The organism is Thiofaba sp. EF100, assembly GCF_039822285.1.
In the GTDB taxonomy this organism is placed as follows: Bacteria; Pseudomonadota; Gammaproteobacteria; order Halothiobacillales; family Halothiobacillaceae; genus Thiofaba.
In genome coordinates this window covers 14,699-40,344 of record NZ_JBAJEY010000004.1, presented here as the reverse complement: position 1 = coordinate 40,344, position 25,646 = coordinate 14,699, and the positions used below count along the sequence as shown (strand labels likewise).

The 25,646-nt window shown below is 64.7% G+C and carries 25 protein-coding genes; 4 read left to right on the top strand and 21 right to left on the bottom strand.

The genetic code is table 11. The features are described 5' to 3' along the window. Positions 1 to 20: 20 nt before the first annotated feature. From V6D91_RS08140 to sucC, 17 genes are all read right to left on the bottom strand, one after another. Positions 21 to 1,220 (bottom strand): AAA family ATPase, encoded by a 1,200-nt coding sequence (locus tag V6D91_RS08140; RefSeq protein ID WP_347319408.1) that lies wholly within the window; start codon positions 1,218 to 1,220, stop codon positions 21 to 23. Between the two features lie 81 nt (positions 1,221 to 1,301). Beyond that, positions 1,302 to 1,853, bottom strand: coding sequence for a TadE/TadG family type IV pilus assembly protein (locus tag V6D91_RS08135; protein ID WP_347319406.1), 552 nt, complete (start codon positions 1,851 to 1,853; stop codon positions 1,302 to 1,304). Next, a complete protein-coding gene (locus V6D91_RS08130) occupies positions 1,846 to 2,277 on the bottom strand; it encodes a TadE family protein (protein ID WP_347319404.1) in 432 nt (143 codons plus the stop codon). Before V6D91_RS08130 ends, V6D91_RS08135 begins: the two co-directional genes overlap by 8 nt. Positions 2,278 to 2,308: 31 nt before the next feature. Continuing rightward, entirely contained in the window at positions 2,309 to 3,937 is a 1,629-nt protein-coding gene (locus V6D91_RS08125; RefSeq protein WP_347319402.1) for a Tad domain-containing protein, read from the bottom strand. A 50-nt stretch (positions 3,938 to 3,987) separates the two neighbouring features. After that, on the bottom strand, positions 3,988 to 4,269 hold the full coding sequence (locus V6D91_RS08120) for a hypothetical protein (RefSeq protein WP_347319400.1): 282 nt from the start codon (positions 4,267 to 4,269) through the stop codon (positions 3,988 to 3,990). Between the two features lie 238 nt (positions 4,270 to 4,507). After that, positions 4,508 to 4,903, bottom strand: a complete 396-nt coding sequence (locus V6D91_RS08115; RefSeq protein WP_347319398.1) for a hypothetical protein — start codon at positions 4,901 to 4,903, stop codon at positions 4,508 to 4,510. Between the two features lie 72 nt (positions 4,904 to 4,975). Then, positions 4,976 to 5,503 (bottom strand): prepilin peptidase, encoded by a 528-nt coding sequence (locus V6D91_RS08110; protein ID WP_347319396.1) that lies wholly within the window; start codon positions 5,501 to 5,503, stop codon positions 4,976 to 4,978. Positions 5,504 to 5,616: 113 nt separating this feature from the next. Next, entirely contained in the window at positions 5,617 to 5,784 is a 168-nt protein-coding gene (locus tag V6D91_RS08105) for a Flp family type IVb pilin (RefSeq protein WP_347319395.1), read from the bottom strand. A 68-nt stretch (positions 5,785 to 5,852) separates the two neighbouring features. Further along, positions 5,853 to 6,020 (bottom strand): Flp family type IVb pilin, encoded by a 168-nt coding sequence (locus tag V6D91_RS08100; protein WP_347319393.1) that lies wholly within the window; start codon positions 6,018 to 6,020, stop codon positions 5,853 to 5,855. 100 nt (positions 6,021 to 6,120) lie between these two features. Then, on the bottom strand, positions 6,121 to 7,650 hold the full coding sequence (locus V6D91_RS08095; RefSeq protein ID WP_347319391.1) for a hypothetical protein: 1,530 nt from the start codon (positions 7,648 to 7,650) through the stop codon (positions 6,121 to 6,123). Continuing rightward, the gene (locus V6D91_RS08090; protein WP_347319390.1) at positions 7,647 to 8,612 is read right to left on the bottom strand and encodes a glycosyltransferase family 2 protein; all 966 of its coding nucleotides are present in this window, start codon (positions 8,610 to 8,612) and stop codon (positions 7,647 to 7,649) included. Before V6D91_RS08090 ends, V6D91_RS08095 begins: the two co-directional genes overlap by 4 nt. Continuing rightward, complete coding sequence (locus V6D91_RS08085) at positions 8,599 to 9,006, bottom strand: GtrA family protein (protein ID WP_347319388.1); 408 nt, start codon at positions 9,004 to 9,006, stop codon at positions 8,599 to 8,601. The genes V6D91_RS08090 and V6D91_RS08085 overlap by 14 nt, the downstream gene beginning before the upstream one ends. After that, a complete protein-coding gene (locus tag V6D91_RS08080; RefSeq protein ID WP_347319386.1) occupies positions 9,003 to 10,529 on the bottom strand; it encodes a glycosyltransferase family 39 protein in 1,527 nt (508 codons plus the stop codon). Before V6D91_RS08080 ends, V6D91_RS08085 begins: the two co-directional genes overlap by 4 nt. Before the next feature lie 135 nt (positions 10,530 to 10,664). Further along, positions 10,665 to 12,359, bottom strand: coding sequence for a hypothetical protein (locus tag V6D91_RS08075; protein WP_347319384.1), 1,695 nt, complete (start codon positions 12,357 to 12,359; stop codon positions 10,665 to 10,667). A 98-nt stretch (positions 12,360 to 12,457) separates the two neighbouring features. Beyond that, positions 12,458 to 14,140 (bottom strand): NAD+ synthase, encoded by a 1,683-nt coding sequence (locus tag V6D91_RS08070; protein WP_347319723.1) that lies wholly within the window; start codon positions 14,138 to 14,140, stop codon positions 12,458 to 12,460. A 90-nt stretch (positions 14,141 to 14,230) separates the two neighbouring features. Next, positions 14,231 to 15,109 carry a succinate--CoA ligase subunit alpha gene (sucD, locus tag V6D91_RS08065; protein WP_347319382.1) on the bottom strand — a complete coding sequence of 293 codons (879 nt, stop codon included), beginning with the start codon at positions 15,107 to 15,109 and terminating at the stop codon, positions 14,231 to 14,233. Position 15,110: 1 nt separating this feature from the next. Continuing rightward, on the bottom strand, positions 15,111 to 16,280 hold the full coding sequence (sucC, locus tag V6D91_RS08060; RefSeq protein ID WP_347319380.1) for an ADP-forming succinate--CoA ligase subunit beta: 1,170 nt from the start codon (positions 16,278 to 16,280) through the stop codon (positions 15,111 to 15,113). 99 nt (positions 16,281 to 16,379) lie between these two features. On the opposite strand from sucC, the gene V6D91_RS08055 reads away from it, so the two are divergent. From V6D91_RS08055 to V6D91_RS08045, 3 genes are read left to right on the top strand one after another with little or no spacing between them, the layout of a single operon-like run. Beyond that, the gene (locus V6D91_RS08055; RefSeq protein WP_347319378.1) at positions 16,380 to 16,631 is read left to right on the top strand and encodes a PP0621 family protein; all 252 of its coding nucleotides are present in this window, start codon (positions 16,380 to 16,382) and stop codon (positions 16,629 to 16,631) included. Further along, positions 16,628 to 18,316 carry an ATP-binding protein gene (locus tag V6D91_RS08050; RefSeq protein WP_347319376.1) on the top strand — a complete coding sequence of 563 codons (1,689 nt, stop codon included), beginning with the start codon at positions 16,628 to 16,630 and terminating at the stop codon, positions 18,314 to 18,316. Before V6D91_RS08055 ends, V6D91_RS08050 begins: the two co-directional genes overlap by 4 nt. Then, entirely contained in the window at positions 18,313 to 19,689 is a 1,377-nt protein-coding gene (locus V6D91_RS08045; RefSeq protein WP_347319374.1) for a sigma-54 dependent transcriptional regulator, read from the top strand. Before V6D91_RS08050 ends, V6D91_RS08045 begins: the two co-directional genes overlap by 4 nt. Before the next feature lie 8 nt (positions 19,690 to 19,697). On the opposite strand, the gene V6D91_RS08040 is transcribed toward V6D91_RS08045, so the two are convergent. After that, positions 19,698 to 20,501 carry a UDP-2,3-diacylglucosamine diphosphatase gene (locus V6D91_RS08040; protein WP_347319372.1) on the bottom strand — a complete coding sequence of 268 codons (804 nt, stop codon included), beginning with the start codon at positions 20,499 to 20,501 and terminating at the stop codon, positions 19,698 to 19,700. Between the two features lie 132 nt (positions 20,502 to 20,633). Between V6D91_RS08040 and V6D91_RS08035 the strand changes: the two genes are divergently transcribed. Continuing rightward, entirely contained in the window at positions 20,634 to 20,858 is a 225-nt protein-coding gene (locus tag V6D91_RS08035) for a cupin domain-containing protein (RefSeq protein WP_347319721.1), read from the top strand. On the opposite strand, the gene V6D91_RS08030 is transcribed toward V6D91_RS08035, so the two are convergent. From V6D91_RS08030 to V6D91_RS08020, 3 genes are all read right to left on the bottom strand, one after another. Further along, entirely contained in the window at positions 20,855 to 21,511 is a 657-nt protein-coding gene (locus V6D91_RS08030) for an SPOR domain-containing protein (protein ID WP_347319370.1), read from the bottom strand. The genes V6D91_RS08035 and V6D91_RS08030 overlap by 4 nt on opposite strands. A gap of 15 nt (positions 21,512 to 21,526) precedes the next feature. After that, positions 21,527 to 23,287: an arginine--tRNA ligase gene (gene argS, locus V6D91_RS08025; protein ID WP_347319368.1), complete on the bottom strand. Its 1,761-nt coding sequence runs from the start codon at positions 23,285 to 23,287 to the stop codon at positions 21,527 to 21,529. Between the two features lie 78 nt (positions 23,288 to 23,365). Continuing rightward, positions 23,366 to 25,555, bottom strand: a complete 2,190-nt coding sequence (locus tag V6D91_RS08020) for a primosomal protein N' (RefSeq protein WP_347319366.1) — start codon at positions 25,553 to 25,555, stop codon at positions 23,366 to 23,368. Positions 25,556 to 25,646: the final 91 nt, after the last annotated feature.

The following is a 25,646-nucleotide window of genomic DNA, read 5'->3' as shown; positions in this document are numbered from 1 at the left end:
GTTTCCCTCGATCCTTTTCGTTAGTGAATATTGAAGAGGCGCTTAAGCAAGCCCGGGGAGGATGCAGGTTGCGCCCCATAGCGTTCCGCGATCTGTTCGGCAAGCGAAAACACATCCTTGGTCAGGGGGGATCGCTCAGAGACCTTGGCCAGCGGCCTGCCGATGTCCTGGGCATGCACGGCGAGCTCGAAGTCATTGCGCACGCGATGAATCTGCTGCCGGGACAGGGTCTCCTTCAGATGATCGATGCTGACACTGGGCGAGTCCGCCATGGCGCGGTTGTTGACGAACTCGACATGCTCGGTCGTCACCCCCAGACGAGGCAGCGCATCCAAAAGCAGACGCGCATCGCGCAGTGTGGAGAGCGTATTCTGGATCACCAGCATCAACGGATCGGACAGCTGCATGACCGCGAGGGTCCAGGACCGCAGCTGGCGAGGCAGATCGACGATCACAACATCCGCCTCGGCCGCTAGGGCATGCAGCAAGGCGCTGACGGTATCCGGATCCATGTCTGGCGAGATGGAGACATCCGCCGGAGAGGCCAGCACACGCAATCCGCCTTCATAGGGGGTCAGCAGTGCCTGCACGAACACCGGATCGATACGCGCCGGGTTGTTGAGTGCCTCGAGCACCGTGGCCTGCGGCTTGAGGTCCAGAAACAGGGCGCAGACACCAAACTGGAGGTCGAGGTCGACGAGGACGACCTTGAGATCGAATTGAGAGGCCAAGGCGTGGGCGACATTGACCGCCAGCGTCGAGCCACCGCTGCCGCCCTTGGCATTGAGGAAGGACAGGATGTGCCCCTGCCGTCCTTGCTCCGCGGATTGGCGGGCACGCTTCTCGGAGAGGATGCGGGTAATCTCGATGACCAACTCCTGGGTCTGGATCGGCTGGACCAACACATCCCGCACCCCCGCCCGCATCAGGCGACGAATGATGTCTATGTTTCCGTCCTTGACGGTGACAAACACGGTCACTTTGTCGCCATGATCGTGCAGGATGCGCTCTACATCCGTGATGTCTTCGGCATGATGTCCATTGATCTCCAGGATCACCACATCGGGCAACTCTTCGACGCCGACGGAGGAAAGAGGCCGTTCATCCTCCCTGTGCATGCGCAGGTCGAAGTCAACACCCTCAAGGCGCGATAGCGATGAGAACAACTGCTGCGCGGTGGACTCCTGAATCACCAGTGCGACCACTTTCAAATTCATCATGGCTGTATCCTGGTTTTCCTATGTTGTATGCAACCCGTCCATTGACCGCCTGCATTCCTGTCCCGCTGCACCGCAAACCTCTCACTGCGTTTCCATGTCCTCACTGACTCGCGTGGTGGAGAACGCGGGGATGGTCCATGTCGCCGCAAGCCCCAGCAATTTCGGAACGACCAAGGGATGCTTGAAGCCCTGACTCTCCACCGTGACCTCGTAGATCGCCATGCTGTTGGGCCTCAACGAAAACCCGGTGTCAGAACACTTATAGGTCACTTTCAGGGATGCCGCCGAGGAATCGAGCAGGCCCAGGTTGACGATGCCCTGCACGCGCTTGGCGATGGCGCAGGCATCCGTCGCCGTGGTGCAGTTGAAGGGGATGGCGATGGTGATGGTATTGGGCTGATACGCCCCAGTGGCATCCCGGCAGTCCGGTAAGGTCACGCCGGAGTTATTGACCACCGCAAAGCGCGTGGCCGCGCGGGTGGCCTCCACCACTCGCGACCAGTCGAAGATGATCAGGGCGAATTCGATGATGGCGAACACGAGCACCAGGAAGAGGACGATGCTGATGGCCATCTCCACCAGGGCGGCCCCGCGCATGGCACGGTGGCCCTTGTTGCGTGCGGGGCTATTCACCGATGTACCTCTCCTCGGCATGCGCCGATAGGGTGATATTGAATCCGAACAGGCCGACAAGGACCGGGGAGTCGAAGGGCACCCCGGTCACGTCGATGCGCAGCGGACAAGCCTTGAAACTCGCGTTGTAGGGCAAGACCTGAACGGATACGTTGGCGGGAGCCAAACCAGGGAGGCGGGCCGGCGGTGTCGCCGTCTCCTGACCATAGACGACCAGGTTCTTGGCCTTGGTCACACTGGACGCCCACCCTGCCTTGGGGGCACAGGTCAGGGGGTCGAGCTGATCGTAGGCGCGGCTGAGAAAGCGCACCCCGACCTCGGCTGCCTTGGTCAAGGTGTTCCATTGATAAAGCGCACGTCCCAACTCCGTGATGCCGAACACAAGAGCCACCAGCATCATCACCGTGAGCGCGAACTCGACCATCACGGCCCCGCGCGAGGGCCTTGGATGCGGCCTATTCATACAGCACCACTTCATGGTGGATGACATCATCGTTCTCGTTCGCCAACCCCATGAACTCAGCGATGAAGTTCACTTTCTCACTGGCCGAATCCTGCGAGTCCTGGAGGATGAAGAACTTGGCGAAGGCCGAAGCCACCGCCGGCTTGCTGCCGTTGATGTTCTGGGTGACGCAGTCGATGGCCGCCACATAGAGCACCCGGCGGTTCGGATCGTTGACGAAGCGCCCAGGCTCAGGCTTGCCATCCACCCAGGAGGCACTCACATCCGCCTGATACTTGGACCAGACGGGGTTCTTCTCGGCATCGGCCGGGTTGGGCAGGCTGCAATCCACGGTGACTGGCGTTCCCTTGTCGGTATAAGGCGTACCATCCGCATTGGTGGGGTTAGCGGTACAGGGCAGCTTGCCTTCGCTGATCTCCCAGTTGTAGACCTCCCAACGGGAGGCCGTGCTCCAGTTGACACTCTGCGCCCCCACCGTCCAAGTGCCCGGTTTGCTATGCCCCAAGGGCGCATGATAAGTCGCCCAATAGGCATCCCGATCCCAGGCCGAGTTGGCGAAGCGCCCACGCCCCGCATCGTAAGCTTTCCAAGCGCCATTGACGGCCGAGGCATCGGAGTAATCGGCCAGGGTCCGAGGCGGGAAGTTGATCACATTGGGGGCCGCCTTGGAGTCGCCTGGGGTGTAGCTCTTGTAGATATCGAAGTAGGTGTCGAGCGCCCAGTTCGGCCAGCTCTGGACCGAACCGGTGCGGGTATGCACCAGGGGAGGGGTACAGGCCTGTTTACTGGGGTTGGCAATGTAGTCCCCCAATGACTTGGCCCCTGTGTCGTAACTCCCAGGCACACCGGGGAGGAGGAAGGCGAAATCCCCCGGGGCCCATGAATTGGCCTGGTATTTCAGCACCACCACATCGCCTTTGTTCAAATCACCACGCGCCACCGCCTCAGCAAGGTTGCGGCTGCCCGTGCCTGCAGCGTTGTTCTCGAAGGGGTCGCAAATCATCAGCGGCGGGTAGTTGCAGGCATACCAGCGCCTGCCGGCAAGGGCGGTGGTCTTGCGGGCCGCCTCGGTCGGTGCGGCGGCGTTGATCGGCCAGGCCTGCAGCACCGGCAGGAAGAACAGGTCGATCTTGCGCTCGTTCAAGGTGACACGGACGTAATGCGCGTCATGATCGCTGGAGGCGAGATATTTCCCCGGCTCGCCCGGTGCGGGCACCGGCGTGGCCAAGTCGCACGATTCGGTCAGCGAAGCGGTCGATTCGCCGATATAGCAGTAAAACCGGAAGTTAGGCGAAGTTGCGCTGACATCCAGATCCTGCAATAGCTGCGGATCCGCCTTGACCAAGGCGCTCTGATGACTGAGGAGGTCGCGCGCCGCCCGCCGGGCGCGATCACGCGCCCCACCCCGCCCACCATCCTGGCTATTGTCGTACTGGTCGAGCTCGGTCGCTGCGGCCAGCGCCGCGGCATCCACGGCGTTCTGCATCTGCGTGTGGAGGACGAAGAGGCGCCCCAGGTCGACCGCCAGGGCCGCCACGCCAATCAACAGGGCGATGCCGATCGCGAGAAAGACGAGCACCGCCCCGCGCTGGGTGACTCGCATGGGTCCGATGATGTTCATAGCGTCTCCTCGACCTCCGTCTTGTGGGGACTGCGCCCTCAGGTCCGGCGTTAACGTATCCCCTGGATGATGCGCGTGCCCGTCGTCGTGGTATCGGGCTTGCCCGTATCCTTCCGGTAGGCATCCATGATGTTTTCGGTGCGTTGCCCATCGCGGGTGGCTACCGGCACCTCCGCCTGCCCGGCCGTCGGATTGATGGTCTGCATGGCGGTATTGGCCTTGACGGCTTCACCGAAATCGGCGCGCAGGGTCTGTTGGTTGCCCGTGCACCCCGCCAGCCCGATAAGGGCCAGCGGGATGATGAGGGCGATCACGGTGTTGGTCTTGCGCATGTCCTCATCCCCTTAGAGTTGATGTCCATAGGTGCCATCGGTGCCACCGCCCCGGGAAGCGGGCGTCCCGGCGCCCTGCTCCTTCGCTGCCGGAGCAGGAGCTGCCGAGCGTGGGCCTTCCAGTGTCCCCATCAGATACTGGTCAAAGTCACTCGGGGGCACGAACTGGTCGGCCGGGGTCTTCAGTTGTCCCGCAGGTACGGGCTTGACCAGGCGCGGGGTGACGATAATCACCAGTTCAGTTTTCCTCCAGGTAGGCGCGGGCCCGCTGGTATCCCCGCTCCGTCAAATTCAGGCGCATCACGCCCGATATGCCGGCCGAGCCCTCACCACGCGCCTCGACCATCATTTCCTTGCGCAGGAAGGTGGTCGGCTCGTCGAGCAGGGAGAGAGGGATGGCAAGGCGCTGGGCCAGCTCATCGTTGCGCAGCGCCCCCCCGACCAGCAGATGCTTGAGGATCAACTTGTTGAGCAGCGATGGGCCGACCCCCAGATCGCCAAACGACAGGGGCGCGGACGGGAACACCGTCCCCATGACCGCCCGAGGCGCTCCGGAGATCCCGAGTTTCTTGTGTCGGAAATGACTGAACAGTGACGCGGTTTCCGACGTGGCCGGCATATCGTCGTACGGCATACGCAGGTGCTCTCCCTGTTTGTTCGCATCATGCAGGGAACGCCCACATGACCCCGGCACCCCACGGGCGCCTCAATAGATGTATAGCCTAAAAACCAGCGCCGCGAGGGTGCCGATGGCAATAGGGATGGCGTAAGGGAGAATCAGGCCACGCTCGCGGCTTTCGGGTTCGATGTAGGTCGGGCGACCCGCTGCCATACTGAAGCCGAAGATGGCGATGAACCTGCGCAGGGACTGCAGCAACAGGCCATGGCGGATGAGCTGGATGACGGCCAGGATAAGGCCGGTCAAGACGATGCCGAGCAGGACATCCAGGGCAAGGTCCGCCCCGACCAGCGCCCCGACGGCCGCCATGAGCTTCACATCCCCCGCCCCCATCCAGCCCAGCAACCAGAACGGTAAGGTCATGGCAAAGAGGATCAGCCAGCCGAGCCCGGCCTCCTTCAGCCCCGGCAACCCGTCCAGGACAGCGTGCGCGGCAATACCGATGAACCAGAACGGCAGGGTCAGGACATTGGGGATGCGCCGGTCACGGATGTCAGTGATGACGGCGGGAATGAAGAGGGCTGCCAGCAGCCCAAGATAAACAGCGTCGTGCAAGAAAACTTCTCGTGGTCGTCAGGGAATGTCCCGAATCGCCGCCCCGGAAAACCTCTCCCCACGCAGCGCCATGGCGACCCATGGGGGCAGGAAAGGCCTTTCGGGGAGGGGGATCAGATGCCGGCATTGGTCATTTTCTGGGTGGAGCTGTTGTAGGACGCCTCCAGCTTGACCCCAAGGGTGTAAATGACCGCGTAGGCCGCGATGGAGATCAGGCTGACCAGGATGGCGTACTCGACCATGCTCGCGCCGGATTCGTCACGAAGAAAACGCTTAACCATGCCTGCACATCCACATTTTTAATACATGGCAGAAACAAGTGAGGGGGCGAACCCCCTCACCAGCACGATCAGGCGTTGATCTTGCTTTGCACGTTGTTGAAGACGTTGTTGATCTTCGCGCCAAGAACCTGAATGACCACGATCGCCGCAACGGAAATCAAGGCAACCAGGATGGCGTATTCGACCATCGTTGCGCCTGATTCATCGCGCATAAACTTGTTCATCAGTGCTTTCATCTCATGATCCTCTTGAACGACTTGGGGACGCCGCCAGTAGAACCGACGGGAAAGGATTCTCAACCTCTCAGTTATCTTCTAGAAGCCATCCCGGCATCCGTCAAGGACGATTTTTGCTCGCCTGTTCAACCATGGTGCGCCGAGCAAGCACGCCGTTGTACTCATCCTGGTAGACGGACACAAAGTCGCCCCGGGCCAGCAGCAATTGCCTGATCGGTGCGTCCAGCTCGGTCAGGACAAGATCAATGTCCCACTTGTCGAAGTCCTTATCCCACCCCACCTGACCGCCATAGATCCGCCCATGCTCCTTGAGGAAGTCGTCCCCGTACATGTCCGCCCGACCGTCAATGAACACCTTGCGCCCCGGATAGAGCCGGTAGATCAGATAACCTCCATAGTGGTAGGTGCTGAAGATCCTGCCTTTGAGGTGCTGTGACTCAATGAAATCGACCGCGCTAAATGGCGCGAAACGATCGCGCCGCTCCTGCCAGGACTGCTGATGGGCAGGGTAGTACGCCACCAGCACCATCACGACGACCAGCAGAAGGAGCACATTGAGGGCCCCCTCCTTCGCGCCCAGTTCGCTGCCCCGTCGCCGCTGCCACCACCGCACGAGCGGGCCAAACCGCTGCTGCACCGCCTGGAAGGGCAGGTCCTGCCAGGCCCGAGCCATGAACGGCAGCAAGACCAGCAAGGCCAAGGGCTGATGTCGAACGGCCACCAGGCTTGCCAGAATGAAAAACGCCGGCAAGGCCAATTCGGTCAGGTCAGGACGGGAGGTACGCCAAGCAGAGAGGAAGAAGTAGGCGAACACCAACATCAGGAAGAACTTCCCCGACAAATCGTGGAAGTCGGGGCTGGCCCACTCGCTGATCATGCTGCGTGAGGCCTCCATGGCCATGACCTCGAAGGGATAGAGCCAGTGCCGCACATGATCGGGGTTGACGGCCGAGGCGAGCAGCATACCAAGCAGGACGAGGGCCATCATCCGCAGCCGTACGCCGTCATCCTTCCGCCATCCGCCGTACCATGCCTGGATGGCTTCGGTCATCGCGAACAGCGTCACCAACGCAAACCCGGCCACATACCCGCCATGCATATTGACCCACACCGCCATCAACGGCGGCAGCCAGAGCAGGGAGCGGAGGGACGCCCCGGCGTACTTGATGCGGATGAGCACCAGAAGATAGGCCGCGAACATGACAAAACTGATCAGCTGGGGGCGGGGCGAGCTGAAGCTGGTCAGCAAGATCAAGAGCCCCAGAGCGAGAATCAGGGGCATCCACCCCGACGGCTGGACGATGCGGGCGGCGAGATAGGCGAGATACAAGGCAAGCATCGGCAGGAAGGCGGTGATGAACTTCACGCCCCAATCCCCAAAACCTGCGTGGATCAAGTAAAGAAACGCCTGGAACAGCCATTCATGGGCCACCCAAGGCTTGCCCGGCTGGGTGAAGGAGAAGATGTCGGCGCGGGGGATTTCGCCATGCTCGACGATGTACTGCCCCGTCACCAGATGCCAGAAATAGTCCGGATCCCACAGGTCGCGGGTCACCAACAGGGCAAGGAAGAGAATGGCAAAGGCGAGTCTTGGTAGGGTAAACCAGGCGAGGACAGGGGTGAGTTTCATGCCTTATCCGACAAAGATTGCGATGAAGGATGGTAGTCCGCCACCAGATAGAGGGGGCGCCGCTTGCTCTCGTCGAACATGCGACCGAGGTATTCACCGAGGATGCCGATGAAGATCAGCTGGATGCCCCCGAGGAACAGCACCACGGCCATCAGGGAGGGGTAACCGGGCACCTGGTTGCCATGAACCAGGGTGTCAATCACGATCCACAAACCGTAGGCGAAGGCCAGCAAAGCAATCACTCCGCCGAGGTAGGAGGCCAGCCGCAAGGGGGCCGTGGTGAACGAGGTGATGCCCTCCAGGGCGAAATTCCAGAGCTTCCAATAATTCCATTTCGTCGCCCCGGCATGACGCGGCTCGCGGTGATAGGGCACCCCGATCTGGCGGAAACCGATCCAGGCAAACAGCCCCTTCATGAAACGATGCTGCTCCGGCAGACGCTTCAGGGCATCGACCGCCCTGCGGCTGAGCAGGCGGAAATCCCCCGTGTCGCGCGGGATGTCGAAATTGGCGGCGTGGTGGATGACGCGATAAAACGCGCTGGCAGAGGCCTTCTTCAGCCAGGTCTCCCCCTCCCGCTCCATACGCGTGGCGTAGACCACGTCATAGCCTTCCCGCCACTTCTCCAGCAGCTGAGGGATGAGCTCGGGCGGATCCTGAAGGTCGGCATCGATGATCACCACGGCATCACCTGCCGCATGGTCGAGACCGGCGGTCATGGCGATCTCCTTGCCGAAATTGCGCGAAAGACACAGAAGGGCGATGCGAGGGTCCTGCGACCTCAGTTGCTCCACGATCCGCCGCCCATCATCGGTGCTGCCATCATCCACGTAGAGAATTTCCGAGCGCACCGGTAACGCAAGCAACACTGCATTGAGCCGCTCATGGAGACGGACAAGACCGTCCTCCTCATTGAAGAACGGCACGATGACAGAAATCAGCGGCAATTCATCTCGCAGCATGGGCCGTCCCACGGAAAGTCCAAACAAGATTCATGAGGAAGTTCCACAGCAGAACCACGGCGGTCGCCATCACCTGTGCAAGCAGATAATGAGCCCCGGCCAGATTGAGCATGATCGCCATGAGCGCCATGTTGAGCAGCATGCCGACCAAGGCCACAACGAGAAAACGCCACAGCGTGTGCCGATGAGGCAGGTCGGAACCGAAGGTGAGGTAATAATTCATCACGTAGGCCACCAGCGCTCCGCTCACGAACCCCACCAGAGAGGCTGCCAGTGGCGCAGCCATCTGTGCCTCGACCAGAAGGGTCAGGACGCCGAAATGAACCGCCGTGGCCACTGCTCCAACGCCGGAAAAGCGCACGAAGGCGATGGCCAGAGGCCGGAGGGCCATCATGCACCACCCCCGCAGACTGACTGGCGGGCGAACTCGGGATACAAACGGGGAAGCAGGGAGGAGGGCAGATGAATCAGGACAATGCCGGACTCTTCAGACCACGTCACCTGATCCGACGGCAGGATGGTCTGGAAATAGTCGATCTTCGGCCGGTTGGCCAGCGAGGCGACGAGCAAAGAAAAGCCCTCCCGTGGAAGGCACTCAAGCCACCGTGTTTCCCCATGATTCATGGAGAAAATCCGCCATTGCCCCCTTGAGTCCATCTCCGGGAACAGCAGCGTCAGTCGATCTGGCAAAACATAGCCAAGATGCCGGAAGCCGTAGAAATGCTCATCCAGCGCAATAACGGCATCAACCCCCGCCCCACCATGACGCTGGATCATGAGAGGAAGGGACTGCATGAACCGATCATGCTGGGCAATGGATGCATAGGACAAATAAGCTGGCGATGCGATAAAGATCGCCCCGTTGATCACTCCTGCGACGAGCAGGATGGAGATCTTTCCCCCCAAGGGAGTTGCCACATCCTTCTGCCACAAATGCGCCAACGCGCCACCGGCAAGGACGAACAAGGGCGGCGCCAATAACAACAGGTAGCCCATGTTCGCGGCATGGAGAAACACAAGCACAAAAAACGCCAGCGCGGGAACCATCCACACCAGAAGGAACACCTTCCTTGAGCGCCCGATCGCGGGCTGATAGCTCGGCATAAGGAGCATGACCGTCGCACCGAGCGCGAGCACCATCCCGGTCACCACAAGCGCGAGCCTTGTGAGCGCCAGCTCAAAGCCATCCACATCGTGAGACATGACCGTGCGGGATGCCGGCACACGCTCCCACAAGTCGATGAGGGACTGGAAATACACCGCTCCGCCGCCAGCAGCCTCCACCATGGGAATAAACCAGGCCAAGCAGCCGAGAACGAAGGCCAGCACCGCACGCCATCCTACCTGCCACGAGGATGTGGAGAGCGCGAGCACCAGCAGCGGAAGGAGAAAGAGCGCCGTGGACTGACGAAAGCCGGCCGCGAGCGCCAGCAGGAGGGCAAGAGGGATCGCCAAACGCTGCTCGCCCTGCCACAACCGCCACGCCCACCATCCGATCCATGCCGAAAAGGCCATTTCCACGGCATAGGTCAACGCCACCTCGCCATGGAACCAGGCCAAAGGGGAAAAGATCAGGATCAGAGCAGTGAAGCGGGCCGCCAACACGCCATACCAAAGCTTCGCCAAGGCATAGACGCCCCACGCCGCGAGCATGGTAGCCACGATGGATAGGATCAGGAGGGCGAGATGGGCATCCCCCACCAGAGCGGCGATGAGCCGTCCCGCCATGATGTAGAGGAAATAGCCGGGCGGATGAGGCTGGTGCAGCTCTGGGCTGTAGTGGGCGATACCGAGGAGAAAGTTGACGGAGTCCATGTCATACGGCGCGCTGCTCATGAATGGCACGCGGGTGAGCAGCGTCAAGAGAGCAAGCCCTGCCAGATCAAAACGCCCTACATCAATCTTGACCCCTTGCATCCCCCGCTCCAAGCCATCCTGGGATCGAGGATAGTTCAGACATCCACAGCGCGCCAATCAACGGGCGCGCTCACGTCTCAAGCTGCCACACGAGCGAAGCGTCAGGGCCGGCTAACGTGCTGATGGACAAGGCAATCAAGTCGTCTCTCGACGCTGCCTCCAACCATGCAGGGCCAGGATGAGCCACACCCCCCATGAGACCATGCTGACTCCTACACCCCATATCCTGGCTTGTGGAGGGCGCGACATCAGGCGCACCTCATGGTGCCCCGCGGGAAGATCGACCTCCATACTGCCGATTTCATCGGTTCGATAGGCGACGCCCCTGCCATTGAGCCTGACCGCCCACACATCAGCCCCCCATACGGGAAATCGAAGCGACCTTGGCTCATTCAAATCTACCGTCAACGCCATCTCCCCCCCCTCCCGACAGGCCAGAATGACCGCCTCGAGCCGATCACCCGTTCTGATCTCGACCTGCGAGGGAGGACTCCGGCTCTCCAGCTGGGCGCCCGGGGGAAGATATTCATGACGGGAGGTCGCACGCACATCGCGTTCGCGCACAGCGTGCGCTGAGAGTCCCTCAAGGCTCATATCCAATCTCCAAATGAATGGAAGGGTCCGCATGAGCCCCATGATGGCGACGCTTACGGCAAGCGCCAAAATCAAATACTCAAGCACGCCTCGGGACCGGTTGGTCCAGACCTGCCCCCAGGCATAGACGATCATGCCGCCCGCCATGGCCGAGACAAGAGCCAAGACTCCCATCATGCGCCAAGGAAACTGGAACATCTTCAAGGCTTCGATCGATTCCCAAAGGGGGAGACTGATGGGCCACTGGAGAAACAAACTCAAACCCGCTGTACTCAGGGCGAAAAGCAGCACCTGTTGTGTACGCCCCTCGACTTTTCCCTGGAAGTAGATCATCACGGCGAGGACCAGGATGAAGGGGATGAGCGGACCAAACGTAAAAGGATGCCCAACTCCGAACAACGCGAGCGGCGTCATGAAGGCATCCAAGGCGAACAACCCCGTGAGGTCGCCCATCCTCACCCCGGGCAAGAAAACGATGAGCGGCCACCAGAAAAAAGCCGAGAGAGCGAGCCCGAAGGCCACCCCCAAAGCCACGTATCCGAGTCCGCGCCAGCCCCCATCATCCCAGGGGCGATAAAGCACGACGGCTGCGAGCGCAAGCAGGGCTAACGCGATCAAGGCGGTCAGATTGTGCGCAAGAATCACGAGCGCCAGACCGCTGGAGAGGATCAGGACGCCCTGCAAGGGCTCCCGCCCGACGCGCAGAAGCCCCAACAGGACGATGGGCAGAAGGGCCAGCGCAGTAAATTCGGCATTGGCCCCGCGCACGAACTTGTCCACCAGGAGATAGGGACTCAGCACATAGAAGTAGACGGAGATCCGCGCGCCTGCCTCAGCGGCCGCATCACCCCGCCCCAGGATCTCCCGCATCAAGGCATGCATGGAGACGGCGGCTACCGCAGTAAAGAAACAGGCCGCCAGAATGCCGCCTGATGCGAAGGAGTGCGTCACCTTCGACAAGATCGCCGCAACGAAGGAAAAAAGAGGGGCGTAATAAAGAAAGACCGGCGAGCCATACCCGCCGTAAAAATTGGAGGCCCAATAGGGGGGATACTGGCCATCCTCCAGCGCATGCAGATACTCCGCGATGCGCACCGCCTCACGACCGCCGTCATCCCCTTGGGGGAAGCCGAGGGCATAAGGCAGGCAGGCGAACAGGACCGCGATCCACGGCCCCCATGACAGAAGCTCAGGCTGCCCGCCCCCTGACCGGGCTGGATGCCATGATCCGGCCATCACCCTCCCCCAGCTCACGCATGCATTGAAAAGTGCCCTGAGCCTTCACCAAGGGGCACTCTCAAAATCTAGCAGACAAGGCGAAGGGGGACTGGCCCTCAGCGCCTGAACCCGTTGGTGATCGGGAAGCGGCGTTCGCGGCCGAAGGCGCGGGAAGTGATCTTGACCCCAGGCGGGGCCTGGCGGCGCTTGTATTCGGCCAGGTCCACCATGCGGATGACGCGGGCAACGAGCGCCTCGTCGAAACCGCGGGCGACGATTTCGGGGAGGCCTTCCATGCGCTCGATGTAGGCCTCGAGGATGGCGTCCAGCACCGGATAGGGCGGCAGGCTGTCCTCGTCCTTCTGGTCGGGGCGCAGTTCGGCGGAGGGGGGGCGGGTGATGACCCGCTCGGGGATGACGGGCGCGAGGGTGTTGCGGTAACGGGCCAGGCGGAAGACCAGCATCTTCGGCACGTCCTTGAGCGGGGCGAAACCGCCGGCCATGTCGCCGTAGAGGGTGGCGTAGCCGACCGCCATCTCGCTCTTGTTGCCGGTGGTGAGCAAGAGCTTGCCGGTGGCGTTGGAGAGCCCCATCAGCACCACGCCGCGCGAGCGGGCCTGGAGGTTCTCGTCGGTGGTGCCCGAGGGGCGGCCGTGCAGCACTGGGGCGAGCATCTGCTGGAAGGCGGTGAAGGCAGGTTCGATGGGCACCACGTGGTAGGCCACGCCGAGGGCCTGGGCCTCGGCTGCAGCGTCGAGCTGGCTGATGTCGGCGGTGTAGCGGCTGGGCATCATCACCGCCTCGACCTGGTCCGCACCCAGGGCATCGACGGCCAGCGCCAGGGTCAGGGCTGAGTCGATACCGCCGGAGAGGCCCAGTAAAGCGCCCTTGAAGCCGTTTTTGTGGGCGTAGTCGCGGATGGCGAGGACCAGGGCGCGGTAGATGGCGCAGGTTTCGTCGAGGGGGGCGACGGTGAGGCCGTCGATGGGGTGTATGGCAAAACGTTGAGCCTTGGGAGAAAGCTCTTCACCCTCTCCCCCGGCCCCTCTCCCCTCAAGGGAGAGGGGGGAGAGTTCGATGCAGCCCAGCGCCTCCTCGAACATGGGCAGGCGGTGGATGATGCAGCCCTCGGCATCCATGACCAGGGAGCCGCCATCGAACACCAGTTCGTCCTGCCCGCCGATCAGGTTAACGTAGACGATGGGTAGACCGGTCTCGGCTGCGCGGGCGCGCAGGGCCTGCTCGCGCAGACTGGGTTTGTCGTGCTGGTAGGGGGAGGCATTGAGGTTGAGGATGAGCTGCGCCCCCGCGGCCTTGGCCTGGGCGATGGGCTCGGGGTGCCAGATGTCCTCGCAGATGGTCAGGCCGAAGCTCAGCGGCTCACCCTCCCCCCTCTGCAGGGCAAAGACGCAAGGCTCGGTGCCCGGGGTGAAGTAGCGCAGCTCGTCGAACACCCCGTAGTTGGGCAGGTGCTGCTTGCGGTAGCGGGCGAGGATGGCCCCATCACGCAGGACGAGGGCACTGTTGTAGCGTTGGCCCTCACACCATTCGGGCAGGCCGAGGACCACGGTGATGCCGTGCGGGATCTCACGCCGCAGGCGCTCCACCGCCGCCTCACAGGCGGTCATGAAGTCGGCGCGCTTGAGCAGATCCTCCGGCGGGTAGCCGGTCAGGGCCAGCTCGGGGAAGAGGATCAGATCGGCCTGGTATTGCTCGACCGCATGGCGGGTCCAGGCGATGATCTTGCTGGCATTGCCGTCGATGTCGCCCACCAGCAGGTTGAGCTGGGCGAGGGCGATACGGAGACCTTGCGACGAAGTCCGACGCGACTCACCCTCTCCCCCAGCCCCTCCCCCGTCAAGGGGGAGGGGAGCCAAGACCCCGCTCAATCAGCCACGCCCCAAGACTTCGGCCATCCTGGCGCCCATCTGGGCGGGGGAGCGCACGATGTGTACGCCTGCGGCCTCCAGGGCAGCGAACTTGGCCTCGGCGGTGCCCTGCCCGCCTGCGACGATCGCCCCGGCGTGGCCCATGCGCTTGCCCTTGGGCGCCGTGGCCCCGGCGATGTAGGCCACCACCGGTTTGCTGACCTCCGCCTGGATGAACTCGGCCGCTTCTTCCTCGGCGCTACCGCCAATCTCACCCACCATGATGATGCCCTCGGTCTGCGGGTCGGCCTCGAACAGCCGCAGGCAGTCGATGAAGTTCATGCCATGGATGGGGTCGCCGCCGATCCCCACGCAGGTGCTCTGCCCAAGGCCCGCGCCGGTGGTCTGGTGCACCGCCTCATAGGTCAGGGTGCCGGAGCGGGAGACGATGCCGATCGCCCCCGGCTTGTGGATATATCCCGGCATGATGCCGATCTTGCAGCCCCCCGGCGTGATCACGCCGGGGCAGTTCGGGCCGACCAGGCGGGTGTCCGGGTAGTCCTTCAGCGCCGCCTTGACCTTGAGCATGTCCAGCACCGGGATGCCCTCGGTGATGCAGACGATCAGGCGGATGCCGGCGTCGGCGGCCTCGAGAATGGCGTCGGCGGCGAACGGCGCGGGCACGTAGATCATGCTCGCCTCCGCCCCGGTCTGGCGCACGGCATCATGCACGGTGTCGAACACGGGCAGTCCCAGATGGGTGCTGCCGCCCTTGCCCGGGGTGACGCCGCCGACCATGCGGGTGCCGTAGGCAATGGCCTGCTCGGAATGGAAGGTGCCCTGTTTGCCGGTGAAGCCCTGGCAGATGACGCGGGTGTTTTTGTCGACGAGGATGGCCATGTCAGATCTCCCCTTGGGCCGCGCGGACGGCCGCCTGCGCGGCACGGGTCAAATCGGTCTCGGCGATGATGGTGAGGCCGGACTGCGCCAGCAGGGCGCGGCCCTGCTCGGCGTTGGTGCCTTCCAGGCGCACCACCAGAGGCAGCCGCAGGTCCACCTCGCGCACCGCCTGCAGGATGCCTTCGGCGATCAGGTCGCAGCGCACGATGCCACCAAAGATGTTGATGAGGATGGCGCGCACCTTGCCATCCGAGAGGATCAGCTTGAACGCCTCGGCCACGCGCTCGGCAGTCGCGCCGCCGCCCACGTCAAGGAAGTTGGCCGGCCTGCCGCCCTCGAGCTGGATGAGGTCCATGGTCGCCATGGCGAGGCCCGCGCCGTTCACCATGCAGGCGATGTCGCCGTCGAGGGTGACGTAGTTGAGGCCGTGCTTGACCGCCTCGCGCTCGCGCGGGTCTTCCTGGGCCTCGTCGCGCATCTCGAGGATGGCGCTCTGACGGAAGCCGGCGTTGTCATCGAGCACGAACTTGGCGTCCAGGGCGAGCAGCTCGCCCGCCTCGGTCACCGCCAGCGGGTTGACCTCAAGCATGCTCGCGTCCTTGCGGGTGAAGACCTCGTACAGGCCCTTGAGCATCTGGCCGAAGGCCTTGGCCTGCGCGCCTTCGAGGCCGAGGGCAAAGGCAAGCCTGCGCGCATGAAACGGCATCAGCCCCGCGGCGGGGTGCACGCTCAGGGCATGGATGCGCTCGGGGGTCTTCGCTGCGACCTCCTCGATGTCCATGCCGCCCGCGTCGGAGGCGATGAAGGTCACCTTCGAGGTGGCGCGGTCGATGATCAGGCTCAGGTAGAGCTCGCGCGCAATCGCGGTGGCGGGTTCGAGGTAGAGCGTCTCGACCGGCAGGCCGGCGGGGCCGGTCTGGAGGGTGACCAGGCGGCGCCCCAACCAGCCATCGGCAAAGGATTTGGCCTCATCGAGGCTACGCACCACGCGCACCCCGCCCGCCTTGCCGCGCCCACCGGCGTGCACCTGCACCTTCATCACCCAGGGCCCCTCGCCCAGGGCATCGAGCGCCGCATCCACATCCTCGATCGCGCGGATCACACGCCCTTCGGGCACCGTCACCCCCGCCTCACGCAGCAGGGCCTTGGCCTGATATTCGTGCAGATTCATCGCGCATTCCGCCTTACAGGAGTGATTTCGAATGAACGTGACATTTTGATGGAATCGGGCAGCGGGGACAACGCCGATCAGCTGGAGTACATTTAGCCCATGCGCTACGTCATCCTGCTCAGCCTGATCCTCGGCGCCGTCCTGTTCTATCGCTGGCGACGCACCCGCGGACGCCCGCCGCGCGACGCTTGCGCAAGCCCGCCGCAGGCGCCCCCAGCCTCCCCCATCCGCACCGTGCGCTGCGCCGAGTGCGGACTGGTGCTGCCCGAGAAGGAATCCGTGCGGCTGAACGGGAGGGCCTTCTGCTCGGCCCAGCATGCGCACCGATGGCAGGAGCGTCATCCCCGATGAGCACGGCTGAACGCAGTGACCTGACCTTCGGCGAGGGCCAGGGCACCCCCGCCCCCAGTTGGCGCGCCCTGCGCTTCTTCAACGCCTACCGCCTGACCCTCGCCGCCCTGCTGATGGCCATCCACACCTTCTTGGGCGAGACCGACCCTCTTACGCTGCCGCGCGCCGACCCGTTCATGCTCATCACCGCGGCCTACGGGCTGGCCGCTTTCGTGCTGCTGACCCTGGACGAGCTGCGCCTGGGGGGCTACGCCTTGCGCCTGCAGCTTGGCCTGGCCATCGACATCCTGGCTCTCGGCCTGCTCGGCTTCTCCCAAGGCACGTCCCACGAAAACATCCATATCCTGATGGTGGCCAACGTCGCCTATGCCAGCCTGTTGCTTGGCGGGCGCGAGTCGCTGGCCTTCGCTGCCCTCGCCAGCGTCTGGCTGCTCATCCTGGCCTCCCTGCAAGCCCGGAACGACGGGCGCGCCGACGTGCTGTTCACCCATGCCGGCGTGATCGGCATGGCCCTGTTCGCGGTGGCCATCCTCGCCCGCACCCTCGCCCGCCGCCTGGAGGCGAGCCAACGGCTCGCCGAGCAGCGCGGCGTCGACCTCGCCAACGAGACGCAGCTCAACCGGCTGATCCTGGAGCGCACCGACGAAGGGGTGCTGATCGTGGATGGCGACGACTTCGCCCGCCATGCCAACCGGGCCGCCCTGCGCCTGTTGCACTGCGAGACTCCGCCCGCGGCACCACCTCAGGGAGAAGCCGAGACCATGCCGGTGGGACGGAATCCCTGGCTGGATACCGCCGAACGGCGCAAGCCGCTGACCGAGATCAATCCGGAACTGCTGGAGGCGCTACGGGCCTGGCGCCAGCAGCCGGAGGACGGGCAGGCCACCTTCCGCATCGAACAACCCGAGCGGCTGCAGGTGCGCATCACCCCCCTCGACGCCTCGCCCCACGGCCCCGTTGCCCTGTTCCTCGAGGATGATGCGAGTCTGATGGAGCAGCTTCAGCAAGCCAAACTGGCCGCGCTGGGACGGCTGACCGCGAGCATCGCCCACGAGATCCGCAACCCCTTGAGCGCCATCGGCCATGCCGGCCAGCTCCTCGAGGAAGGCCTGCATGATGTGCAGGAGAGGCAGCTGCTCGACATCATCCGCAAGCAGGTGGCGCGCATCGACCGCATCGTCGAGAACGTGCTCGCCACCTCCCGACGCAAGCTCGCCCACCCCGAGCCGGTGGCGCTCGGCCCCTGGCTGGAGGACTTCCTCCGCCATTACCGCCAGTTGCACGAGGACGAGGCCCCGCAAATCGAGCTCGCGACTGATGCCGACATGAACGTGCGCGTCGATACGGGACACCTCGAGCAGATCCTGACCATTTTGCTCGACAACGCACTCCAGCATGGGCGAGCCCCCTCCGGCGAGCGGTTCGTGCGCATCGAGACCCACCGCCAAGGGCCCCGCCGCCTGCCCGTTCTGGATGTCGTGGACCGCGGCCCGGGCGTAGCGCCCGAGGTGCAGGAACACCTGTTCGAGCCCTTCTTCACCACCAGCGCCCAAGGCCATGGTCTGGGCCTGTTCGTGGCGCGGGAGCTGGCGGAGGCCAACCAGCTCGGCCTCCACTATCATGCCGCGGAGCAAGGCGGAAGCCGCTTCCGCCTCAGCTTTCCACGCCAGGAGTTCATGGAATGACCGCCCCCACGCCTGCCGCCATGCCCCGAGCGCTGATCGTCGATGATGAACCGGACATCCTCACCCTGCTCGCCATCAGCCTCGGCCGCATGGGAGTCGAGACCCGCCCGGCCGCAAGCGTGCAGGAGGCCCTGTCGGCCCTGGGTCAGGAGCGTTTCGACTTCTGCCTGACCGACCTGCGCCTGCCGGATGGCGACGGCCTGATGCTGGTCCGCCACATTCAGCAGCATCACCCCGGCCTGCCGGTCGCGATCATCACCGCACACGGCGACATGCAGAGCGCGATCGACGCGCTCAAGGCCGGTGCCTTCGACTTCGTCAACAAACCGTTGGACCTCGAGCGCCTGCGGGCGATGGTGGAAACCGCACTCCGCCTTCCTCCCCTGCCTGCTGACACCACGCCACCTGCGCCCCCGGTGGGGGGCGCCCCGGCCACCGAAGGCGGTGACCGCCTGATCGGCGAGACCCCGGTGATGCGCCAGCTCCGGGCGCAGATTGCCAAGGTAGCCCGCAGCCAGGCCCCGGTCTTCATTCAGGGCGAGTCAGGCACTGGCAAGGAGGTGATCGCGCGCCTGATCCACGACCTCGGCCCGCGCGCGGGCAAGCCCTTCGTGCCGATCAATTGCGGCGCCATTCCGGCGGAGCTGATGGAGAGCGAACTGTTCGGTCACCGCAAGGGTAGCTTCACCGGGGCCACGAGCGACAAGCAGGGCCTGTTTCAGGCCGCCCACGGCGGCACCCTGTTCCTCGATGAAGTGGCCGACCTGCCGCTGCCGGTGCAGGTGAAGCTGCTGCGCGCCCTGCAGGAGCGCGCGGTGCGCCCGGTGGGGGCGACGCGCGAGGAGGCGGTGGACGTGCGCATCGTCTCGGCCTCGCATAAGGACCTCGCCCGCCGCGTGCAGGACGGTGGGTTCCGCCAGGACCTGTTCTACCGCCTGAACGTGATCCAGCTCAACGCCCCCGCCCTGCGCGAGCACCCGGAGGACATCCCAGCCCTCGCCCGCGACATCCTGCGCCGACTGGCCGAGCGCGACGGGCAACCGCCGCGCCAGCTCGGCGAGGATGCGCTGCGGCGACTGCAGGGGTATGACTTCCCGGGGAACGTGCGCGAGCTGGAGAACATCCTCGAACGCGCAGTCGCGCTCGGGGAAGGTGCGGTCATCCATGCCGGGGATCTCTCCTTCCCCCCGGCCCCGGAAGGCGCCAACGAACCTTCCTCCGCCCTCCCCCCCGCGCCGAGGACGGATGAAGAGGGGGCCACCATCCTGCAGGCCCTCGAGGCCCACCGCTGGAACCGGACCCGCACGGCCGAGGCGCTCGGGTTGACCCTGCGTCAGTTGCGCTACCGCCTGGCGAAGATGGGGCTCAAGTAGCCCCAGGCTCACCCCAGCTGCGGAGAGGCGGCCTTCACCCGCGCCAGCTCCTTGACCCCATCCAGCAGCTCCAGATGGTCGCGCGCCCAGTGCAGCAGATGCAGTTGCCCGGTCGCATCCTCGGCCAAGGCCGTGCAGTTCTCCACCCAGTCGCCACAGTTGGCATAGGTCACCCCGTCCCACTCGCGCAGGCAGGCGTGATGGATATGGCCGCTGATGATGCCGTCGAAACCGTGCTCGCGCGCGTGGGTATGGGCGGCCGCCTCGTACTGTTCGACGTAGCGCATGGCATCTTTCAGCCGCCCCTTCACATGCGCCGCCAAGGACCAGTAGGGCAGCCCCAACAGACGGCGCGCACCGTGGATCAGGCGCGCAAGACGCATCAGCGCCTCGTAGCCGATGTCCCCCACCCGGCGCATGAGCGGATCGCAGTGCAACACCGCATCGAAACCATCGCCGTGCACAACCAGCCAGCGCCGGCCGTCGGCCCCCTCATGAATCACCTCCGGCAGGATGCGCACACCGAAGGCCTCGCCCGCCCCGAGCAGGCGCACGGCTTCATCGTGGTTGCCCGGCACGTAGATGATCTCCACCCCCTCCTGCACGCGCCGCAGCAGCAACTGGATCAGTTCGTGCTTGATGCGCGGCCAGCGCCAGCCGCCCGAGCGCAGGCGCCACACGTCGAGGACGTCGCCGACGAGATAGAGACGCTCGCAGCGCACATGGGTGAGGAAGTCGATCAGGTAATCCACCTTGGCATCGCGGGTGCCGAGATGGAGATCGGAGATGAACACGCTACGGTAGCTCAGCATGGGGCGCCCCCGAGGGTCAGTTCGGGCTCATTGCGCCACGGGCGTGTTACCTTCGCATGGAGTTTTGATGAAGGAGCGATGATGGGAAAGACGATCCAGAAACGACCGATCGACTTGGAGGAATGCCGCCGCATGGGGATCGACCGCTGGCCGACCTGGGGGACGGGTGTGTCGCGCTTCCCCTGGACCTACGACACGAACGAGACCTGCTACCTGATCGAGGGGCGGGTGACGGTGACACCGGAGGATGGCGTGCCGGTGGAGATCCGGGCGGGCGAGCTGGTCACCTTCCCGGCCGGGATGTCATGTGTTTGGGATGTCCACGAGCCGGTGCTTAAACACTACCGCTTCAGCTAGCCGCCCTGCTTGACCAGCAGGGGGTTCATGCCGACGGCCTTGAGACGATCGCGTGCCTTGCGCGCCTCAGCCTCGGGCAAGGGGCCGATCTTGACCCGATGCCAGGTCTCGCCGCTGACGTTCGCGGACTGGATGGTGGAGGCAAAGCCCAACATGGCAAGCTCGGCCTTGCGCCGGTCGGCCTCCTCGTACCGTCGGAAGGACCCGACCTGCAGTTCGTAACGGGTCGTGCTCGCCGCCGACGGCGCGGGGACGGCTGCATCGGGTGCGGGAGGGGGGGCGGCGACGGGGGGCATGTCCGCGGGCGGGGTGCTGGCGGCAGGGGCCTGGACCGCGGCTGGAGGCGGGGGGGGCACCTCGACCTTCTGCGCCGGCAGCATGTTGTAGAACTCATAGCGCGGCGGAGGCGGCACCACCTCCTTGGCCGGTGGCTTAGCCACCGCGCGAGCCTCCTGCTGTTGTGCTGCGGGAGGCGCGGATTCCTTGGCCGGCACGCTCTGCGACACCGTCTCTGGCTGCGGCTCGCGCGTGCCCAGCCACGCCAGCAGGGCAGCGAACAGGACGACGACCGCCCCGACCATCACCCAGAGTGCACGCGGCACCGCGGGGCGGGCCGGCGAGCGCCGGCGACTGGCCTGCTTGGCACGCGCCATCGCCCTGCCCTCCGCTTACATGCTCTCAGGCGCAGACACGCCCAACAGCCCCAGGCCGTTGGCGAGTACCTGGCGCACGGCGAGGATCAGGTTCAGGCGCGCATCGCGCAGCTCCGCGTCATCGACCAGGAACTGGTGGCCGTTGTAGTAGGCATGGAACTGGCCAGCCAGTTCGCGCAGGTAGTGCACCAGTTGGTGCGGCTCACAGGCCTGGGCGGCGCGCAGCACCAGTTCGGGGAACTGACCGATCTGACGGGCGAGCTCGGCCTCGGCCGGAAGGTTCAGGCACGCCACCGCCGCCTCACCGCGTGCGCGGTCATGCGCCAGGCCCTTGGCTTGCAGCTGACGCATCACGCTGCACACGCGGGCATGGGCATACTGGATGTAGTACAGCGGGTTGTCGTTCGACTGGCTCTTGGCGAGGTCGAGGTCGAAGTCCAGGTGCTGCTCGCTCTTGCGCATGACATAGAAGAAGCGGGCGGCATCCGAGCCCACCTCCGCGCGCAGATCGCGCAGGGTGACGAACTCGCCGGAGCGGGTGGACATCTGCGCCCGCTCACCGCCGCGGTAGAGAATGGCGAACTGCACCAGCAAGACGTCGAGCTTGCTGGCGTCATACCCGAGCGCGGTCAGGGCCGCCTTCACGCGAGGCACATAGCCGTGGTGATCGGCGCCCCAGACGTCGATCATGCGCTCAAAGCCACGCTCGTACTTCTCGAGATGGTAGGCGATGTCGGAGGCGAAATAGGTGATCTGGCCGTTGGCGCGCTGCACCACGCGGTCCTTCTCATCCCCGAAGTCGGTGGAGCGGAACCACAGGGCCCCCTCCTGCTCGTAGATGTGACCGCGCTCGCGCAGCTGCTCGATGGCGCGGTTGACCGCCCCGCGCTCGGCCAGTCCGCGCTCGGAGTACCAGTGCTCGAAGCGCACGCCGAAACCCCCGAGGTCGTCGCGGATGTCATCGAGGATGTCATTCAGGCCAAGGTCGAACACGTAGCGATAGCGCACGTCGCCCAGCAGCTCCTGCGCGCGGGCGATCAGGGCATCGATGTGCAACTCCTTGTCGCCACCCTGCGGCTCGTCCGGGGGCACGCCCTCGAAGACCTGCTCGATCGACACGGCATAAGCCTCGCCATGCTCGGCATGCAGTTTGCGCGCAATGTCGTAGATGTAGCCGGTCGATTTGTAGCCGTTGGAGGGGAAGGCGAAGCGGGCACCGCACAACTCCAGATAGCGCAGCCAGATGGAGGTGGCGAGGATGTGCATCTGGCGGCCGGCGTCGTTGACGTAGTACTCGCGGTGCACGTCATAGCCGACCGCTGCCAACAGGTCGGCCACTGCCGCGCCGTAGGCCGCGCCGCGACCATGGCCGACATGCAGCGGGCCGGTCGGGTTGGCGGAGACGAACTCGACCATGACCTTGCGGCCGGCACCATGCGCGGAGCGGCCAAAGGCCTCGCCGGCCTTCAGCGCCTGGCGGACCACGTCGAAGACGGCCGACTCGCGCACGTAGAAGTTGATGAAGCCCGGGCCGGCAATTTCAACTTTCTCCAGCAGGGCAGCCTGCGGCAAGGCGGCGATCAGGCGCTCGGCGAATACGCGAGGAGGCAAGCCCGCTGGCTTGGCCAGTTGCATGGCGATGTTGGAGGCGAAGTCACCATGCGCACGGTCCTTGGCACGGGAGACCTGGGGGGCGACGACATCCGGCAGGCCCAGCCCCTCGGCACGCAAGGTATCCAGCGCACGGGACAGGAGGCTTTCAAGCTGTTCTTTCACGGATCTACCCACAAGGACTGAATGCAATCGGTCATTCTAACCAGCCGGACGCCTGGCGTGGAGTCCCATGGTACCTTTTTAGCCCATATCCTGAGGATCGACATCCAGCGACCAGCGCACGCCCCGCCCCTCGGGCCAAGTGCGCAGCTCGGACAGCAGGCGATCCAGCAGCGGGTGAAGCTGATCGCGGCGGGGGGCCGACAACAACAGCTGGTACCTGAAGCGCCCAGCCCGACGTTCGAGGGGTGCCGTAGCTGGACCGTGGGCGACCACTCCGGCACGGATCTCAGCAAGCCAGGCCGCGACCCGTTCGAGCAGCGCGCGGGCACGCTCGGCACCCCGCGCCTCGGCGCGCAGCAAGGCCAGATGGGCAAAGGGCGGCAGAGCCGCCAGGCGGCGCTCGTGCAGCAGAGCCTCGGCGCAGGCATCGAAGCCCCCACGCAGCAGGGCCTGCAGCAGAGGATGGTCGGGCTGGTGGGTCTGAATCAGCACCTCGCCCGGGCGTTCAGCCCGCCCGGCCCGCCCGGCCACCTGCACGATCAGTTGCACCAGCCGCTCGGGGGCGCGGAAATCGCTGCTGAACAGTCCCCGATCGGCATCCAGCACCACCGCCAGGGTCACCCCCGGAAAATCGTGCCCCTTGGCCAGCATCTGCGTACCGAGCAGGATGCGTGCTTCACCGCTCCGTGCGCGTGCGAGCTTGCCCTCGAGCGCGCCTTTGCGCCGGGTCGTGTCGCGGTCGATACGCTCGATCGGGAACTCAGGAAACAGCCCCTGCAGGGCCATCTCCAACCGCTCGGTGCCCACCCCCTGCATCTCCAGCTCCGCCGAGCCGCAGGCGGAACAATGCGCCGGCAACGGCCGCTCGGCACCGCAGTGGTGGCAGACCAGCCGGCCGTGTGCACGATGCACGATCATCGGCGCACTGCATTGGCGACAGTGCTCGACGTGACCGCAGGCATGGCAGGTCAGGGCCGGGGCATAGCCGCGCCGGTTGAGGAACAGCAGGACCTGCCCCCCCGCCATGAGGTGTCCGCGCATGCGATCGATCAGCGGGGCGGACAGACCCTCGCGCATGGGGCGGCGCCGGACGTCGAGCAGTTCGAGACGCGGCGGGACCGCTCCCGCGGCACGGGCGTCCAGACGCAACAGACGGTAGCGCCCCTGCCTTGCATTGTGCAGGGTCTCGAGCGACGGGGTGGCCGAGCCGAGAACGATCGGGACGCCACACTGGCTGGCGCGCACCACGGCCACGTCGCGCGCATGGTAACGCATCCCTTCCTGCTGTTTGTAGGAGGCGTCATGCTCCTCATCGACCACGATCAGCCCGAGGCGCGGCAGGGGGATAAACACGGCAGAACGTGTCCCCAGCACCACCCGCACGCGGCCGTCACGGGCCATGAGCCAGGCATCCCGACGCGCCCGATCGGTCATACCGGAATGAAACACGACCAAGCCACCACCCAGCCGCGCGCTGAAGCGAGCCACCAATTGGGGCGTCAGAGCGATCTCGGGCACAAGGACCAGCACCTGCCCCCCCTCGGCCAGCACGTCATCCATGGCAGCGAGAAAGACTTCGGTCTTTCCGCTGCCGGTGATGCCATACAAAAGGAAAGGCGCGAAGGAGCCGAGGCCATCCCGTACGGCCCGATGGGCCTCGACCTGGGCCGCATTGAGCACCACGTCATGGGCAGGAACGTGCGGCTCCTCCCGCCCCCTCCCCGCCGCGACCTCCACCCGCTCAACCCAGCCACGTGCGGCAAGGGTACGGAGGGCCGCGGCGTGGGCACGCAGGGCCTCATCCGGGAGCGCCCCCCCGGCCTCCCGCAGCCGCTGCAACGCCGCATTCTGGCGCGGTGCGCGTGGCAGCACAGCGGGGGCCCCCTCGGCAAGACGCCACCCCATGGCGACAGGCACATCAAGTGTGCCGCCATCACGCAAGGCTGAGGGGAGCATCAGGGCAAGCACCTCGCCCAAGGGCGCGTGGTAGTAGGACGCAAGCCAAGCCCCAAGGCGCAACTCAGCCGCACCCAGGGCAGGACGATCGTCAAGAATGCGCAGCACCTCCTTCAGCGTCTCGACCGCGCACTCCTCGTCCCCTAACTGCTCGACGACCACGCCCATCCGCCGCCCCGCGCCGAACGGGACCTCAACACGCCCACCGGGGACACAGCATGCTGCCTCGGCCTCACTGGGCACCACATAATCGAACGTGCCATCGACCGGGGCCGCAACGGCAACACGAACGCGAGTCAGAGGACCATTCATCCAGGCACTGTATCGCAGACCAACTCCGCATGCAGCATCCTGCATTTGACATGCCTGTCAATAACCGGATAATGCACCGCCTCGATTTGTT